Origin of the sequence: Gordonia sp. WA4-43 (genome assembly GCF_020520305.1) — a bacterium.
GTDB classification, from domain to species: Bacteria; Actinomycetota; Actinomycetes; order Mycobacteriales; family Mycobacteriaceae; genus Gordonia; species Gordonia hongkongensis.
In genome coordinates this window covers 4311297-4328348 of sequence record NZ_CP084736.1, presented here as the reverse complement: position 1 = coordinate 4328348, position 17052 = coordinate 4311297, and the positions used below count along the sequence as shown (strand labels likewise).

Genomic DNA, 17052 nt, shown 5'->3' with positions numbered 1-17052 from the left:
CGGTCAGCTCTCGGCGGTCCGTTGGCGTCGACGGCGCAGGATGAGGGTCGCGGCGACGGCCGCCACCACGACGATGCCGACCCCGACGACCGCGAACGCCACCCATGAGGTGTCGCCGGTCGACGATTCCGGCTGTTGCGCGTCGTCATCGACCACGAGCACCGGCTCCTGGCCGGACACCTGCAACAAGGCGTCGCCGTTCAGCGACGGCCAGCGATCGGGATCGGCGGCCAGCCAGTCGAGCAGGGCGTCGAGATCGGCGGCGTCGTTCGTCGAGGTCGCGACCAGCACCGACCGGCCGGCATCACGGGCCACCTGCAGCGAACCGAAGCGCACGGTCGGCGACAGCAGCACCTCGGCGCGCCGGCCGTCGGGATTGAGCACCGAGACCGTGCCGCCGTCGGCGGTCACCGGCAGCGACAGCTCGGGCAATCCCTGGCCGTCCGCGGCGATGACGACCGCGGGGGCCGAGGCCGACATGGCGTCGTCGAGCGGTACGACGTCGACTCCGAGACGCACCGCCGACAGTCGCTGCAGGCCCGACATCAGCGCCACCGCGCGGGCGACGTCGGCGACGTCACCGCGGGTCCAGGCCAACGAGTTCCGCGGCATCAACGCCTGCGGCAACGATGCGAACCCGGATGGTGTCGGCGGGTCGGCGACCTCGGATCGCACCTCCCCGGACGAGTCCAGGCTCAGCGAACTGCGCACTCCCGCGCCACACTGCTCGCCGACGTCGCCGTGGTTGTAGGTGACGGTGACCTCGGTGAAACGCGTCAGCAGATCGGCGGGGATGTCGACCCAGGAGTTGTAGCTGCCGGAGGAGTCGGCGGGCCAGGAGGCGATGACCCGGTCCCCGACGGACACCGCGATCTGGCCGCCCATCGGGGTGTAGGTGCCCTTCAGCTGCATTCGCACGTTCTGAGACGGCCGTCCCAGGCGCGTCTGGTCGACCCCGAACGAGATGGTCGGCCAGCCGGTCGCCGAGACGCGCTGATCCCCCACGCCCAGTTCGGCGAGCGTGGTGACCTCCGGCGCGAGTTGCGGTGCGGCGAAGGGCGGTCCGGCCACGGCCGCGGAGCTGACGGCGATCGACGAGAGATCAGAGGTGAGGAACTCGACCTGGGTCTCCAGGTCGTCCTCGCTGCCGCCTATCCGCAACACCGGCCAGCCTGCACCCGGCCCCAGGCTGAGTCCGTCGGGCAGAGCCGAGTTGATGACGATCTGCCGTTCGAGCGGTTCGATCTCCTCGTCGGGTGCGGCATCGCCGCGCGGCAGCGAGTCCGTCTCGATCTCCACTGTCGCCGCACCGTAATTCGCGATCACGGCGGTCGCGAGCGACACGGCCGCAGCGCCCTCGGCGGGCCGCACGTCGTCGGGGACGAAGATGGTCAGCTTGCGCAGGACCGGCGGCAGGAACTCGGCGACGCTGTTCGGCGCGGCTTCCCGGCCACCGTATGTGACGGTCGCATTCTGGATGCGCAACCCCGAATCGGGGTCGAACAGACACGATCCGGCCGTGCGCAGATAGGTCCGCAGGACGATGTCGGCGGCGTTGCGTTCGACCCGCACGCCGCGTAGCGACAGCGAGATCGGCGAATTCACAGCCGGATTGATCGGCGTCCGCGAGATCAGCCGGCCTTCCTGCAGGACGTCGATGTTGCCGCCGGTGACGAAAGCGGGATACTGCGTGACGCCGCGCAATTCGGTGGGGGCGAGATCCGGCGGTACCGCGAGGGACAGACTCACCTCGCCCTGCTGTCCCGGGAACGCGATGGTCGGCGACGAACCGAGATCGCGAAGGTTCAGCGGCGCAGGCGGATCCCCCGGCGCCGCCTGCGCGGCCGGTGTCGACGGCGCCCCGATCGAGGCGATGCCGGCCAACAGCAGGCCCACCAGCAACAACGCCGGCCCACGGCTACGTCGACAACGCGACTCGCCGCGGGTTTTCCAGGACACGTGCATTCGTCACCCTTCGAGTGACCCCCGTCCCGACCCTCAAACGCCCCGAAGGAAACCTATCCCACGACACGGCTCGGCACATATTTTCACGCGATCGGACCGGTGGGCCGCCCGGTGCGAGTCATCCGTGCCATCTCGATTCGCCAACGATGCCCCGAACCGGCACCCGACTCTGCGACCATGTCCTGCAGGTCGACACGTCCGGCGAGATTCGAGGGAGCGCGATGCGACAGGTTCACGCCGGCGAACGCGTCGACGGCGGCGTCTACGTGGACATCGCCGACGCGACGATCTGGCACTTCACCGCCGGCGAGTCATACGGCCCGCCGATGGTCCTGCTCCACGGGCTGTTCGCGTCGGCGTCGACGTGGGGAACGCAGATCCCCGCCTTCCTCGACGCCGGTCAGCAGGTGTTCGTACCCGAACGGCCCGGTCACGGTCACAGTCCCGACCTCCCCGGCGAGTTCCACCTCGACCGGATCGTGGCACGCACGATCGTCTATCTCGAGACCGTCGTGCGCCGGCCTGCCAATCTGGTGGGATGGGCCGACGGCGGCACCGTCGCCCTGCTCGTCGCCCGGGACCGCCCGGACCTCGTCCATCGGCTGGTGTTCGTCGGCGGATACCTGAACCGTGCCGGCCGGATGGCCGACGAGTTCATCTCCCGGGTGTCTCGCCGCGACCCGGTGACGATGGACTACCTGCGCATCTACTACGACACCACGTCACCGGACGGGCCCGAGCATTTCGAGACGGTCTTCGACAAGGCGGTCCGGATGCTCGCCGCCGAACCGGAGTGCGAGGTCAGCGAATTCACCGGCGTCGAGTTACCGACGCTGGTGGTGGTCGGCGATCGCGGGCTCGTCCGCCTCGAGCACGCGCTCGAGCTGTCGCGGACGCTGCCGGCGGCCCGGCTGGCCGTGATCCCGGGCACCCACATCCTGCCCGTCGAATCGCCCGAGCTGTTCAACCCGCTCGTCCTGTCGTTCCTGGCCGCCGACCCCCCGTCGGTCTGGGAGTTCGGCTGACCCGCTCCGAAAGAACAACAAACCGCGGCGGGTCTGTGGGGTGCTCCCTCTGCTCCCTGAGGTGCGAGGAGCGTTAGCGACTGCCCCTTTGCTCCCTGAGGTGTGAGGAGCGTCAGCGATTGCCCCTTTGCTCCCTGAGGTGTGAGGAGCGTCAGCGATTGCCCCTTTGATCCCTGAGGTGTGAGGAGCGTTAGCGACGAGCCACGAAGGGCCTGGTGAGACACGTTGCGAAGCCCTTCGTGGCTCGCTTCGCTCGCACCTCAGGGAGCAGAGATGTGGATGCTGAGGGGTGTTCTCTCGTTGTGCACGACGGCCGCCTAGGAGCCTGCTGAATTAGGGTCCAGCCTGGGTTGAGGTTCCTGCTGCGGGGATGTGTCGGTTCCGGGGTGTGGTCGTGGTGATCGATCTAGGTGGGGCGGCGGTGCCGCGGTTCAGGCGGTGGCCAGTGTCCAGGTGCCGTTGGTGATAGTCAGTCCGAGGGTGATCAGGCGGCGTAGGTTGATCGCGGCGGCGCGGTGGTGCAGCCAGTTGTTGTTGCGTTCGATTCCACGGTAGGGCACCCGCCGGTTACCGCGGGTGAGCCAGGCAATCGTCCGTTCGACCATGGGTCGATGCTGGCGGTAGGTGTCGGCAATAGTCTTGTCAGAGAAGTGTTGTCGGTGTTCGCGCTGGAGTTGGTGGTGTTCGCCGAAACTAATTTTGCGTCCACGAACCGCGGTGGTGCACCGTGCCCGAAGTGGGCAGTCTTGGCAGGCCGCACCGTAGGTGACGTGGCCTTTCGCGCTGACCGGCCGGGTCAGGTTGTTGGGGCAGGTCAATGTGTTCGCGTCGGCGTCGAAGGTGAAATCGTCGACGACGAAACCACCAGCAACCGCCGGCATGTGTGGCTTGGGTTTGATCACCGCGTTCCATCGTGTCCGCGCCAGCGTGGCCAGCATGTCACCGGAGGCATACGCTGAATCACCCAGCACCTCACGATCGTCGGCGTCGTCGGCGACGGTCGGATCGCTCAGCAACAACCGTGCCCCGACTGCTCCGTCGGAAGTGTCCGGACCAGCGGCTTTGGTCATCTCGATCGCGGTGACCAACCCGGTCTCCGGTTCATTGACGATGTGGCCCTTGAACCCGTCCTGCTGGCGTGCCCGGGTTTTGTGGGCGTGGCGGGTGTCGGTATCGACGGTGGAGATCACCCGGTCCGGGGCGGTCCGGGGCGCGATGCGCCAGCGTCCGTCGGTGCCATCAGAACCTGGTGCCGGTTCCACATCCTGGCCGGTCACCAATGCCAGCAATGCCACCGCCTGCGCCTGGGCCTGGTTACTCGGTTCCTTGTCGATGGCCTCGAGGTCCAGACCGTCGAGCACGGCCAACCCATCTTCGACAAGGGCGCTGATCAGGTCCTGTTGAGCACACTCATCATCCCAGGCGATCCGCGGCTTGCCGGGCCGGTCATAGCCGCCGCCGGTCAACGCGGCCAGACGAGTCGCGCGCTGCTCGACCACCACCGCACCACCGTCGACCTCTCGGGCGACCCGCCGGATCGCCGCGATCACCTGGGTGACGGCGTCCTGGCGGGCCACCGCGTCATCGAAGATCGTCGAATCCAGCGCTCGACGGCTCTTACCCGCGAGCACCCCGGTGGTGGTGATGACCTCGCGTACCACCTCGAAAATGCGGTACGGCCGATCGCTGGCTGCCAGTCGCCGACGCCAGTACGTCAGAGTCGACGGATGAAAACCTTTGTTACCCAACACGAATCCACACGCCGCTTTCCACCGCAGATCAAAAGTGACCGCATCAGCGGCTTCGCGATCGGACAAACCCTGCAGCGTTTGCAGCACGATCACCGACGCCATCGTGGCCGGCGGGATCGACGGACGGCCCCGGCCGCTGGGAAACAGGTCCGCGAACATCTCCGCAGGGAACAACTGCTCGCGATGAGCAGCCAAAAACGCGAACACACTGCCCTCGGCCAGCAAATGCCCGACGACCGAGTTCACATCCAGAAACTCACCCTGACGATCCGGCTCACCCTGCATACCCACCAGGATCCCAGCCCACCAGGCAAACCCGCTCACCCCACACCGAAACGACACCGACTATTTCAGCAGTCTCCTAGGCCGGCGAATGCACCCGGTACCACGCCTGGCGCCGCAGGGTGTCCGGGTCGGCCTCGACGTGGTCGGGGTCGTCGAGGACGAGGACCTTGCGGTCGGCGGTGGTGTAGGCGGGCCAGCCGAAACCCGGGTCGCCGGTGCGGGCGAACCCGCCCCAGCGGGTCTGGACGTTCTTGGTGACCCGGCCGGTGGCGGGCCAGTCGGCGAGGGCGAGACCGGCACCCATCGGGGCCCGGTAGGCACCGAACACGCTGAACAGCTCGGTGGCGTGCGTGGCCCCGAAGCCCGTGGCCTCGAGCACCTTCGTCTGGTAGTCGTAGCGGTACACGTAGGTCGGGGCGACGGCGCTGTGCCCGTCGGCGAAGGCGCTCATCGGTGCCCAGAAGATCGAGTCGCCGGCCAGCCGGATGCGGTCGCGGTCCCCGTCCTCGTAGTGCGAGGCGATCTCGCGCCGGACCTCCTCGTCCTCGACGCGCATCAGGGTGCGTTCGGCGTCGGGCAGGACGTTCCAGAGTTTGGCGAACAGCTTGCCCTCGTCGCGGTTGCTGCCGATCACGAGCGGCACCGGCTGCGTGAGCCCACCCGCGGCGGCGGCGAGCGGCGACCGCGGCAGCAGGTCGCCGTCGACGACGGGCGCGAACGGGATCGCACCACCGGCGGTCTTGGTGGCGAATCGCATCAGCCGGTTCCCCGCCGCCAGCAGCAACGCCGGGTTGGGCGAGGTGAGCAGACGCTGGGCGTGGACCGTGTCGACCGGCGGCTCGTCCCGTTCGAGAGAGGTCGCCCGACGTTGCGGGTCGCGCAACAGCCGGACGAACTCGTCCGCGTAGATCTTCGCCGCGTCCTGCTCGACGATCAGTTCCGGGGCGGGACTCTGCGCGATGGCCTGGTGATAGAGACCGGTCGTCGACGGGGCGGACAGCAGCGAGAGCACCGACGACCCGCCGGCGCTCTCGCCGAAGATCGTGACGTTCTCCGCGTCGCCGCCGAACGCCTCGATGTTGTCCTGGACCCACTGCAGGGCCGCGATCTGGTCACGCAGTCCGACGTTGGAGTCGAACGGACGATCCTCGGTGGCGAACTGACCGAGGTCGAGGAAGCCGAACGGACCGAACCGGTACTGGATGGTGACGACGACGACGTCCTGGGCACGCGCGAGGAAGGCGCCGTCGTAGAGCGGGGTGGCGGCCGTACCGAGGATGAACGCACCGCCGTGGATGAACACCATCACCGGTCGCGGTGCCGACGACGCGACGTCGGGCGAGTAGACGTTCAGCGTGAGGCAGTCCTCGGCCATCGGCGCGAACTTGCCCGGTGCGATGGCCGTGAACCGCTTCTCCTGGATGGCCGCCTTGGCCACCTTGGTGCAGTCGCGGACGCCGGGCCAGTCGTGGGCGGGCTCCGGTGCACGGAACCGGCGATGGGCCACCGGCGGTGCCGCGAACGGGATGCCTCGCCAGCTGATGGTCCCCTTGCGCAGCCGCTTCCCCCGGGCGCCCTCGACCACGCCGTTACGGATGGTCACCTTACTGTCGAGTAATGCCATACCCACCACCGTAGACGAAACGACGACTTCGTCTACCCGCCGCCGCACACACACCGATCGGGCGGTCCCCGCTGGTCGGCCACCACTACGATGCGCTCATGGGTTCCGGCGCGGCACGCATCGACCTCAACGCCGACCTCGGTGAAGGCATCGGCGACGACGCGGCGATGCTGGGGATCGTCACCAGCGCCAACGTGGCGTGCGGCTTTCACGCCGGCACCCCCGCGCAGTTGCTCGCCACCTGCCGGGCCGCGGTCGACGCCGGGGTCCGGATCGGCGCCCAGGTGTCCTACCCCGATCGCAGCGGCTTCGGGCGCCGGTTCATGGAGATGACGACTCCGGACCTCGTCGCCGACCTGGTGTACCAGATCGGCGCGCTCGACGCCCTCGCCCGATCGGTCGGCGGGGCCGTCACCTACGTCAAACCGCATGGCGCGCTGTACAACACCATCGTCCATCACGAGCAGCAGGCCGAGGCCGTGGTCACCGCGGTCCGCGATGTCGACGCCGGATTGGCGGTCATGGGGCTACCGGGATCGGAGGTGCTGTCACGCGCCCGACGGGCGGGACTCGACACCATCTCCGAGGCGTTCGCCGACCGCGCCTACACCCCGGAGGGCACCCTCGTGCCGCGCGGAACCGACGGCGCGGTGTTGTCGGACAGCGCCGAGATCGCGCGACGGGTGGTCGAACTCGTCACGACGGGCCGGATCGGCGCGATCGACGGAACCCTGATCGACGTCGACGCCGGATCGGTCTGCCTCCACGGCGACACCCCGGGCGCGGTCGGACACGCGCAGGCCGTGCGCGACGCACTCACCGCCGCCGGGATCGTCATCGGCGCGCCACCGGCCTGACCGGGAGGGATGCTGCCTAGCCGCGTCGCTGGCGGGCGAACTCGGCGAGGACCACACCCGCGGCGACCGAGGCGTTGAGGCTCTCGACGTCGCCGGCCATCGGAATGGACAGGATCGAGTCGCAGCTCTCGCGGACGAGGCGGGAGAGCCCCTTGCCCTCCGAACCGACCACGATCACGGTGGGGCCGCTGCCGTCGTAGTCGTCGAGGGTGACGTCACCGTCCGCGTCGAGACCGACCAGTTGCGCCCCGGCGTCGGCCCAATCCTTCAATGTGCGAGTCAGATTGGTCGCGCGGGCGACCGGCAGGCGCGCCGCGGCACCGGCGCTGGTCCGCCAGGCGACGGCCGTCACGCTCGCGCTGCGTCGTGCGGGGATGACCACGCCGTGCCCGCCGAAGGCCGCGACCGAGCGGATCACCGCGCCCAGGTTGCGCGGATCGGTGATGTTGTCGAGGGCGACGAGCAGCGGCGGGGTGCCGCTGGCCTTGGCCTCCGCCATCAGGTCGTCCGGGTGGGTGTACTCGAACTCCGGCACCTGCAGCGCGATGCCCTGGTGCATTCCGTTGGTGGACAGGCGATCGAGTTCGGGTTTGCCGACCTCGAGGATGGAGATCGCCGAGTCGCCGGCGATCTTCACCGCCTCGGCGACCCGCTCGTCGGGCTCGGAGTTGGTGGCGATGTACAGCGCGGTGGCCGGCACGCCGGCGCGCAGGCATTCCACGACCGGATTGCGGCCGAGGACGTACTCGGGACCTTCGTCCCGGGCCCGCGCCCCGCTGCGACCGGCCGCCGACTTCGACGCCGCCTTGGCTCGCTTGTGAGCCGGATGATACGGCCGGTCAACTGCTTTCGGTGTCGCGCCACGGGCCTCGAGGCCGCGGCGACGCTGACCACCCGAGCCGACGGTCTGCCCCTTCTTGGTGCCGTCCTTGCGAATCGCGCCTCTGCGCTTGGAGTTCCCTGCCATCACGCCTCACCCTTCAATGCCCATTGCGCACCGTCGGGGGTGTCGGTGACCTCGATACCGGCCTGCGCCAGCCGATCCCGCACCGCGTCCGCGGTCGCCCAGTCCTTGGCGACGCGCGCGTCGGCGCGTCGCTGCAATTCCGCCTGTACCAGCACGTCGAGTGCGGAGGTGGTGGCCGACTCGTCGGCGGCACCCGCCCACCGGTCGTCCAGCGGGTCGACGCCCAGAATCCCCATCATCGCGCGGACCATGGATGCCGCCGCCAGCGCGGCGGCTCCGTCACCGGACTCCAACGCGGTGTTGCCCTGCCGAACCACGTTGTGCACGACCGCGAGTGCGGCCGGGACGCCGAGGTCGTCGTCGAGCGCGGCGGCGAACTCGGGGTCGACGTCCCCGACGACCACCTCGCCCACGCGCGCGCCGACCCGGGCCACGAACGACTCGACGCGCCGATAGCCGGCGGCGGCCTCGGTGAGCGCGCCAGACGAGTACTCCAGCATCGACCGGTAGTGCGCGCTGCCGAGGTAGTAGCGGAGCTCGACCGCCCGGACCCGTTGCAGCATCGCGGGGATCGACACCACGTTGCCCAGCGACTTGCTCATCTTCTCGCCACCCATGGTGACCCAGCCGTTGTGTAACCAGTAGCGCGCGAACGCATCTCCCGCACCGTGTGCCTGCGCGATCTCGTTCTCGTGGTGCGGGAAGATGAGATCCATTCCGCCGCAGTGGATGTCGAACTCAGCGCCGAGCAGCGAGGTGGCCATCGCCGAGCACTCGAGGTGCCAGCCGGGACGGCCGGGGCCCCAGGGCGTCGGCCAGGACGGCTCGTCGGGCTTGGCCGCCTTCCACAGGGTGAAGTCGCGGGGATCGCGTTTGCCGGTCCCCGCGCTCTCGCCCTGATGCACGTCGTCGAGCCGGTGTCCGGACAGCGACCCGTACTCCGGCAGGCTCAGGACGTCGAAGTACACGTTGCCGTCGGCGACGTAGGCGTGCCCGCGGTCGATCAGTCGCTCCATGTATTCGATCATCTGGGTGACGAACCCCGTGGCCCGCGGCTCGGCCGACGGCGGCAGGACCCCCAGCGCGCGGTAGGCGTCGTCGAACGCACGCTCGTGGGTGGCCGCCCATTCCCACCACGGCCGTCCCGCGTCCGCGGCCTTCCGCAGGATCTTGTCGTCGATGTCGGTCACGTTGCGCACGAACAGCACGTCGAGGCCCTGGTGGGTCAGCCAGCGCCGCAGGATGTCGAAGGCGATGCCGCTGCGGACGTGCCCGATGTGCGGAACTCCCTGGACCGTCGCCCCGCACAGGTACACCGACGCCTGGCCTGGGTGCAGCGGCACGAAGTCGCGCACCTCTCGGGAGTCGGTGTCATACAGGCGCAGGGTCACGACCGGCAATCCTACCGGACCCCGACCTGGCCACCGACGGCCCGAGCCGCAGGCGCGCGCACCTCACGCAAGGCCACCGGACACGGGCGCATGGCGTTCGGCGCTACGGTGTGCGTCCGCGCGTGCTCGAGGGCCCACGGGCGGGGCCACCTGGAGCAGCGCAGCCCCTACGGGCTCGTGCTGAACGTCGCGGACTAAGCGGAATCGTACGGCGGCATGGCCTGCGACAGCGCGGCGTCCAGCAGCGCGGTGGCCATCGCGGCGATCCCCTCGCCGCGGCCGGTCATGCCCAGGCCGTCGGTCGTTGTCGCCGACACCGACACCGGGCCGCCCAGCACGTCGGACAGCACCTGCTGCGCCTCCGCACGGCGCGGTCCGATCTTGGGCCGATTGCCCACCACCTGTACGGCCGCGTTCACCACGCGGAGCCCGTCGGCCTCGATGAGAGTCCGTACGTGCGAGAGCATCTGGACTCCCGAGACACCCTCCCACTCCGGGCGACCGGTGCCGAACACGGAACCCACGTCACCCAGACCCGCCGCCGACAGCACCGCATCGCACAGCGCGTGGGCGCCGACGTCGCCGTCGGAGTGGCCTTCACACCCCGGTTCGTCGGGAAAATACAGACCGACCATCCAGCACTCGGCGGACGCGTCGACGCGATGGGCGTCGGTACCGATGCCGACCCTCATCGCCCACCGACCATGTCGCGCACGATACGCAGGTCCCAGGGCGTGGTGATCTTCATGGCAAGCGGGTCTCCGGGGACGAGGTGGACATCGATTCCGCATCTCTCGACGAGGCCGGCGTCGTCGGTCGCGATACCGGCGTCATCGGCGTGCGCACGGAGGAGGGCGTCACGGGCGAAACCCTGAGGGGTCTGCACGGCGCGCAACTCCTCGCGGTCGACGGTCCGCGTCACGCGCTCGAGACCGGCCGGGCCGGGCTCGACCTGTTTGAGGGTGTCGACGACGGGAACGGCGGGGACGACCGCCTGATGCCCGGCGCGGATCGCGGCGACGACGTCGGTGAACACCCGCGCGGGGGTGAGTGGTCGCGCGGCGTCGTGCACGAGCAGGATGCCGGCGCCACCGGCGGCGGCGATGCCGGCGCGCACCGAATCCGACCGGTGAGCGCCACCGGCGACGACGCGCACGCCGGTCAGCAACGCCGATGCCCGCTCGACGAGGTCGGCGGGCACCACGACGACCACGGTCGCCCCCAGCGAGGCGGGGATGTTGTCAACGCATCGCTCGATGATCGTCCGTCCACCCACATCCACGAAGGCCTTGGGCACCGGCTCACCGAGTCGGGTTCCCGACCCGGCGGCCGGGATGATGACACAGACTTCTGCGCCGAAAAGCTCCGGCGTAGGTGTCACGAAGAGTCCTGAACCAGGTGCGACCGGCGGTCAGGAAGCGGCGGCGAGGACCTCGTCCAGCATGCTGGTGGCCTTCTCGTCGTCGGTGTTCTGGGCGAGTGACAACTCGTCGACCAGAACGCGACGGGCTCGGGTCAGCATCCGCTTCTCACCGGCCGACAACCCACGATCCTGTTCGCGACGCCAGAGGTCGCGGACGATCTCGGCGACCTTGATGATGTCGCCCGAGATCAGCTTCTCCTGGTTCGCCTTGAACCGGCGCGCCCAGTTGGTCGGCTCCTCGGTGTGCGGGGCCCGCAGAACCTGGAAGACCTGATCGAGACCTTCCTGCCCGACGACGTCGCGAACGCCCACGTACTCGAGCTTCGTCGAGGGAATCTGAACGGTCATGTCACCGTCGGCAACCTTGAGAACAAGGTATTCGATCTGCTCACCCTTGATGGTCCGGGTCACGATGTCTTCGACCCGGGCAGCACCGTGATGGGGGTAAACGACGGTGTCGCCAACTTTGAAATTCAATGTTCCTTGCCCCTTTCGAGTGAAGCCAGTCTAGCACGGGCGTTCCGAGGCACCCACCCAACGGTGCAGGTCAACGCGGTGAACAGGTTTCATGACAGGCTCTTGCGAGGTCGCGAGGGGTGCCCGGTGAGGGTGGGCTACCCCACCGGAGCTCCCCGTCGGCCTGGCGCGGGGTACGCCCCACCACGGTGTCGACCGGGCTCCCCGGCACCGCCCGCCGACCCCTGGGACGACGTGGGCTCGACCACCCGGCGACCGCTGCGGGGCCGTGGCGCCGGCGACGGCGACAGACCAATCGGGTACCCGGCCGGACTTTTCCGCACCGCGCCCACTACGCTGCGTAGTGCAGGGTTTCGCGCGCTGCATGTCGGCTTCGTTTGACCTGGGAGGATCGGGTGTCAGTGCTATCACTTTCCGCGCGGCGGTCGGCGGTTCGGCCATCTCGCATGGTGACCGCGGTTGCCGCGATCGGCATCGCCGTCGCCCTCGGCACCACCGGCTGCGGTGCGGGTCAGATCTCGCAGACCGCCAATCAGCTGCCCGCGATCAACGGCGCGAACGTCAACTACGACGAACTCGAGCTCCGCGACGTGCAGATCCTCTACCCCGAGAACGACGCATCGACGGTCTTCGGCGACGGCGGACCGTTCGAGCTGGCGTTCGTCATCGCCAACTCCGATCCGCTGGTCTACTACCGCCTCAAGGGGATCAACCCCGAGGAGGGGCAGGTCACCTTCATCGAGGGCGCTGAGGCCGATGACCGCGTCATCCCGCCCAACGGGGCGCTGCGCGGCGGCACCCCGGTCGGCGCCAACCCCGAGTTCGAGAAGCGCCTCAGCGTCGAGCTCGACAACACCGGTGACACGGTCGCGGCGGGTCTGACGACCGAGCTGACGTTCGTGTTCGAGAAGCGCGAGGCCGACGGCCGCTGGGTCGATGCCGGCCAGACCACCGTCGACGCCCCGGTCGACGGCGGCGCCGAGCTCGAGCGCCAGGACGTGGCACGTAACGCCGAGCCGACCTTCTACAAATAGCATCACGGCGACGAGGGCCACGGCGAAGAGGGCTCCGGGGCCGGCACCGGCGAACACGGCGCCGACGGCGAGGGTCACGGCGAAGGCGGCCACTGACCACCGGTCGAACCACTTCCACGAGCGAGGCCCGGCACACGCCGGGCCTCGCTCGTTCTGTCGGCCCCGCCACCTAGGCTGACCGGGTGGCCAGAACCAAGACGTCCTTCCGCTGCACCGCGTGTGGCCATCAGGTGCCCAAGTGGGTGGGCCGCTGCCCCGAGTGCGGCGAATGGGGCACGATCGGCGAGGTGGCCGGGCCGGCACCGTCGGCGCGCTCGACCGCGGCGGTCGCACCGTCGAGCCCCGCTCTGCGCATCACCGAGGTCGACGCCGAATCGTCCGCCGCGATCCCCACGGGCATCGGCGAGCTCGACCGGGTGCTGGGCCGCGGCGTCGTCCCGGGCTCGGTCATCCTGCTGGCCGGTGAGCCCGGCGTCGGCAAGTCGACGCTGCTGCTCGAAGCCGTCAAACACTGGGCGGCACAGGACCGCACCGCGCTCTACATCACCGGTGAGGAATCTGCCGGGCAGGTCCGCATGCGGGCCGAGCGCACCGGCGCGGTGCACCCGAACGTCTACCTGGCCGCCGAGACCGACCTCGCGACGATCCTCGGCCACGTCGACTCCGTCGCGCCGTCACTCATGATCGTCGACTCGGTCCAGACCCTCGTCGCCTCCGGGGCCGACGGCGTCACCGGGGGCGTGACCCAGATCCGGGCGGTGACGACCGCACTGGTCTCGCTCGCCAAGAACCGCGGGGTCGCGGTCATCCTCGTCGGCCACGTCACCAAGGAGGGCGCGGTCGCCGGGCCGCGGTCGCTGGAGCACCTCGTCGACGTCGTACTCGCGTTCGAGGGTGACCGGCACTCGACGCTACGCATGGTCCGCGGTGTCAAGAACCGGTTCGGGGCGGCCGACGAGGTGGGGTGTTTCGAACAGCGCGACGACGGCATCCATCAGGTCCCGGATCCCTCCGGAATCTTTCTGCATCAACGTGATTCGGATGTGAGCGGCAGCGCGACCCTGGTGACCATGGACGGCAAACGCGCACTGGTGGGCGAGGTCCAGGCGCTGGCGAACGGCACCGAGATGAACATTCCGCGCCGGGCGGTCTCCGGCCTGGACATGAACCGCGTCTCGATGGTGCTCGCGGTACTGCAGGCACGCGGGGGTCTGAAACAGATCGCGAAGAGCGAGGTGTATCTCTCCACGGTGGGCGGCATGCGCGTGACCGAGCCGGCCGCCGATCTCGCGATCGCGCTCGCCGTGTACTCCACGGTGAAGAACCAGCCGATCCCGCAGTCGACGGTGGTCATCGGCGAGGTCGGGCTCGGCGGTGAGGTCCGTCGTGTCTCGGCCGTCGCGCGCCGACTCGCCGAGGCGAAGCGACTCGGCTTCCGGGAGGCGATCATCCCCGCGGCCACCGACGAGGAACTGCCGACGGGCATCCGGATCCTGCGTGTGGCGAACCTCGGCGACGCCGTCGGTCTCCGCGACGCCGATCCGGTGGACGCGCCCTTCTGACCCGTCCCCCTGGCCGCTACGCCTAGGGGTACATCCGGCGTTTGTACTCCTCCGCCCGGGCGCTCTTCTCGACATGGGCGGCGAAGTGCTTCCGCACATCGATCGTCACGAAGATCGCGTGTGCGCTGGCCACCGGCTCGTCCGGATCGCCGATGTGGGCGACCGCCTCGGTGAAGATCTTGCGGCGCTGTCGGCCCAGCAAGGTGCCGGTGAACTGCAGCGTCGAGCCCACCGGGATGGGCCGGATGTAATCCACCTCGAGATGCACCGTCACCCCGGAGGGCCCGATCAGGAGCGGGATCGTGCCCATCACCTCGTCGAACGCGGTGCTCAGGATGCCGCCGTGGATGACGCCGGGGCCGCCCTCCATCCGGGTCTCGACCTCCATCGACGCGTCGACGGTGAACCCCTCACCCGCATGCACCACCAGATGCAGGCCCTGCGGGGAGTCCGGTCCGCAGCCGTAGCAGGTCGGGTTGTGCATGCGGACGGGTTCGCCCGGCTTGGCCGCCTTCGGGTGGCGTTCCACCTCGTCCAGGTCGTCGGGCACCACGAAACTGCTGCTCTTCACACCCCGGTACCCTAGTCACCATCAGAACGGCCGATGTCGCTGGCATCCGGCCTGGCGCGGGTGGGCGCCGTCCCCGCGGGGACGGACGGGTCACTGGAGGGAAGTCATGGTTGCCGAGGTGGTCAGATCCGAGCTGACGCGCGACACGGTGGCGCGCGTCGCGCCCGGCACGCCGCTTCGTGACGGGCTCGAACGCATCCTGCGCGGCGGCACCGGCGCCCTCATCGTGCTGGGGCACGACTCCGACGTCGAGAAGATCTGCGACGGCGGGTTCCACCTCGACGTGGAGTTCGCGCCGACGCGACTGCGCGAGCTCGCCAAGATGGACGGCGCCGTCGTGCTCTCCACCGACGGCAAGCGCATCGTGCGGGCCAACGTCCAGCTGGTCCCCGATCCCTCCATCCCGACCGAGGAGTCGGGCACCCGCCACCGCGCGGCGGAGCGGACCGCCATCCAGACCGGGCATCCGGTGATCTCGGTGAGCGCGTCGATGTCGATCGTGAGCGTCTACGTCGACGGCGCCCGCCGGGTCGTCGAGAGCCCGGACCCGATCCTGTCCCGCGCCAACGTCGCGCTGGCCACCCTCGAGCGGTACAAGGCCCGGCTCGACGAGGTGATCTCGGCGCTGTCGCGCGCGGAGATCGAGGACTACGTGCTGCTGCGCGACGCGATGTCGACCGCCCAGCGCATGGAGATGGTCCGTCGTGTGTCGGCCGAGATCGAGGAGTACGTCCTCGAACTCGGTGTGAACGGCCGGCAGGTCAGCCTGCAGCTCGAGGAGCTGATCAGCGACAACGACACCATGCGCGAACTGCTCGTCCGCGACTACTACGCCAGCCCCGAGCCGGCGACCGCCGAGGATGTCCGCCAGGCGCTCGAGGTCGTCGAGAACCTCAGCGACGCAGACCTTCTCGACCTCACCCTGCTCGCCGGGGCCTTCGGGTACCCGACGACGATCGAGGCCCAGGACACGGCGATGAGTCCCCGCGGTTACCGTCTGCTCGCCCGGATCTCGCGGCTGCAGTTCGCCCACGTGGACCGGCTCGTGCGCAGCTTCGGGACCCTACAGGCGCTGCTCGCGAGCTCGTCGGCCGATCTGCAGGCGGTCGAGGGTATCGGCAGCATCTGGGCCCGCCACATCCGTGAGGGACTGTCCCGCCTGGCCGAGACCAGCATCGAGCGCTACGACTGATCGCCTGGCCCGGCGAACGTGACCGTCGCTCAGGGCTGTTGGGCCGGGGCGACCATGTTGAACGTGATCGGGAACGATTCGCGTTCGCCGATCTTGCCGATGGCGGAGTAGGAGCCGGCGGGCACCTGGGTCCGCGGGCGCTCGCAACCGGGGCTGCTGGTGGTACCCGACCAGGTGATCGTGTCCTTGACCTGCTGCGCAGGCTTGAGCACCACGTTGTTGACCGTGTTCAGCGGCGAGCAGTCGCGCGCTGACCACAGCGTCCGGGTGCCGTCCAGGGTGCGGACGATGACGTTCTGCACGGCCTTGCCGACGTCGCGGGTGCACTCGGACAGTCCGGCGTTGGTGGTCACGATGGTGAACACCGGGTTCTGTCCGATCGTGTAGGTGGGCTTGTCGGTGTAGAGGACCACCGAGATCGCCTGATCCGGGCACAGGGCAGGCCCGCCGGCTGCTCCGGGAACGCCTGCTGGACTTGCTGATTCGACCGGGGTCGCGGACCCCGCGGGCGGCCCCGCCGGAGCACCCGCCCCGCCGCCGGCACCGCCCCCCGCATCCGGTTCACCGGAGGCGCCACCCGCCTGCGGTTCCGACGCGGGCGGCGCGGATGTCGTCGACGACGCCGACGAACTCGACGACACGCTCGCGGTGGCTGCGGTGTTCTGCGGATCCCCGCTTCCCGACGTCATCCACACGATCAGTGCGACGACCAGACCGACCACGACCAGCGCACCACCCGCGGCGACGACGCGGCGTCGCCAGTAGATCTCGGGTGGCAGCGGGCCCTGGGGTTCGATCACGACCACAACGCTAACGGCCGGGTCTTGACTTCTGGTTCATCACGTGCGGCGTGTCGCAGCGGGAAAGCGGTCCCGAGCAGGCAAAGTCTAGAGTTCGCCTTCAGGTCCACCGCATGCGGAGACGAATA

14 protein-coding genes and 1 pseudogene are annotated in these 17052 nt (G+C 69.3%); 5 read left to right on the top strand and 10 right to left on the bottom strand.

Annotated features, from left to right (window positions below):
* Nucleotides 1-3: 3 nt before the first annotated feature.
* The gene (locus LEL84_RS19650; RefSeq protein ID WP_083229481.1) at nt 4-1965 is read right to left on the bottom strand and encodes an LPXTG cell wall anchor domain-containing protein; all 1962 of its coding nucleotides are present in this window, start codon (nt 1963-1965) and stop codon (nt 4-6) included.
* 221 nt (nt 1966-2186) lie between these two features.
* Here LEL84_RS19650 and LEL84_RS19645 point away from each other — a divergent pair, with 221 nt between their 5' ends.
* Nucleotides 2187-2990 (top strand): alpha/beta fold hydrolase, encoded by an 804-nt coding sequence (locus LEL84_RS19645; protein WP_226512555.1) that lies wholly within the window; start codon nt 2187-2189, stop codon nt 2988-2990.
* A gap of 431 nt (nt 2991-3421) precedes the next feature.
* Here LEL84_RS19645 and LEL84_RS19640 read toward each other — a convergent pair whose 3' ends face one another.
* Both LEL84_RS19640 and LEL84_RS19635 read right to left on the bottom strand, forming a co-directional pair.
* Nucleotides 3422-5026 (bottom strand): IS1182 family transposase, encoded by a 1605-nt coding sequence (locus tag LEL84_RS19640; RefSeq protein WP_226514366.1) that lies wholly within the window; start codon nt 5024-5026, stop codon nt 3422-3424.
* 76 nt (nt 5027-5102) lie between these two features.
* Nucleotides 5103-6650: a carboxylesterase/lipase family protein gene (locus LEL84_RS19635; protein WP_211538461.1), complete on the bottom strand. Its 1548-nt coding sequence runs from the start codon at nt 6648-6650 to the stop codon at nt 5103-5105.
* 98 nt (nt 6651-6748) lie between these two features.
* Here LEL84_RS19635 and LEL84_RS19630 point away from each other — a divergent pair, with 98 nt between their 5' ends.
* Entirely contained in the window at nt 6749-7507 is a 759-nt protein-coding gene (locus LEL84_RS19630; protein WP_055475217.1) for a LamB/YcsF family protein, read from the top strand.
* Between the two features lie 16 nt (nt 7508-7523).
* Here LEL84_RS19630 and rlmB read toward each other — a convergent pair whose 3' ends face one another.
* The 5 genes from rlmB to LEL84_RS19605 form a co-directional block, all read right to left on the bottom strand.
* Entirely contained in the window at nt 7524-8474 is a 951-nt protein-coding gene (rlmB, locus tag LEL84_RS19625; protein WP_055475218.1) for a 23S rRNA (guanosine(2251)-2'-O)-methyltransferase RlmB, read from the bottom strand.
* Nucleotides 8474-9865, bottom strand: coding sequence for a cysteine--tRNA ligase (gene cysS, locus LEL84_RS19620; RefSeq protein WP_226512554.1), 1392 nt, complete (start codon nt 9863-9865; stop codon nt 8474-8476). The genes rlmB and cysS overlap by 1 nt, the downstream gene beginning before the upstream one ends.
* A 194-nt stretch (nt 9866-10059) precedes the next feature.
* Nucleotides 10060-10557 (bottom strand): 2-C-methyl-D-erythritol 2,4-cyclodiphosphate synthase, encoded by a 498-nt coding sequence (gene ispF, locus LEL84_RS19615; RefSeq protein ID WP_226512553.1) that lies wholly within the window; start codon nt 10555-10557, stop codon nt 10060-10062.
* Nucleotides 10554-11246, bottom strand: a complete 693-nt coding sequence (gene ispD / locus LEL84_RS19610) for a 2-C-methyl-D-erythritol 4-phosphate cytidylyltransferase (protein ID WP_226512552.1) — start codon at nt 11244-11246, stop codon at nt 10554-10556. The genes ispF and ispD overlap by 4 nt, the downstream gene beginning before the upstream one ends.
* Before the next feature lie 30 nt (nt 11247-11276).
* Nucleotides 11277-11765 carry a CarD family transcriptional regulator gene (locus tag LEL84_RS19605; RefSeq protein WP_004020903.1) on the bottom strand — a complete coding sequence of 163 codons (489 nt, stop codon included), beginning with the start codon at nt 11763-11765 and terminating at the stop codon, nt 11277-11279.
* 446 nt (nt 11766-12211) lie between these two features.
* Here LEL84_RS19605 and LEL84_RS19600 point away from each other — a divergent pair.
* A pseudogene (locus LEL84_RS19600) lies at nt 12212-12895 on the top strand (hypothetical protein).
* A gap of 86 nt (nt 12896-12981) precedes the next feature.
* Entirely contained in the window at nt 12982-14361 is a 1380-nt protein-coding gene (gene radA, locus LEL84_RS19595; protein ID WP_058252606.1) for a DNA repair protein RadA, read from the top strand.
* A 22-nt stretch (nt 14362-14383) separates the two neighbouring features.
* On the opposite strand, the gene LEL84_RS19590 is transcribed toward radA, so the two are convergent.
* Entirely contained in the window at nt 14384-14932 is a 549-nt protein-coding gene (locus tag LEL84_RS19590) for a PaaI family thioesterase (RefSeq protein WP_413466881.1), read from the bottom strand.
* A gap of 106 nt (nt 14933-15038) precedes the next feature.
* Between LEL84_RS19590 and disA the strand changes: the two genes are divergently transcribed.
* The gene (disA, locus tag LEL84_RS19585) at nt 15039-16124 is read left to right on the top strand and encodes a DNA integrity scanning diadenylate cyclase DisA (RefSeq protein WP_055475230.1); all 1086 of its coding nucleotides are present in this window, start codon (nt 15039-15041) and stop codon (nt 16122-16124) included.
* 29 nt (nt 16125-16153) lie between these two features.
* On the opposite strand, the gene LEL84_RS19580 is transcribed toward disA, so the two are convergent.
* Nucleotides 16154-16924, bottom strand: coding sequence for a hypothetical protein (locus tag LEL84_RS19580; RefSeq protein WP_058252679.1), 771 nt, complete (start codon nt 16922-16924; stop codon nt 16154-16156).
* Nucleotides 16925-17052 lie beyond the last annotated feature (128 nt).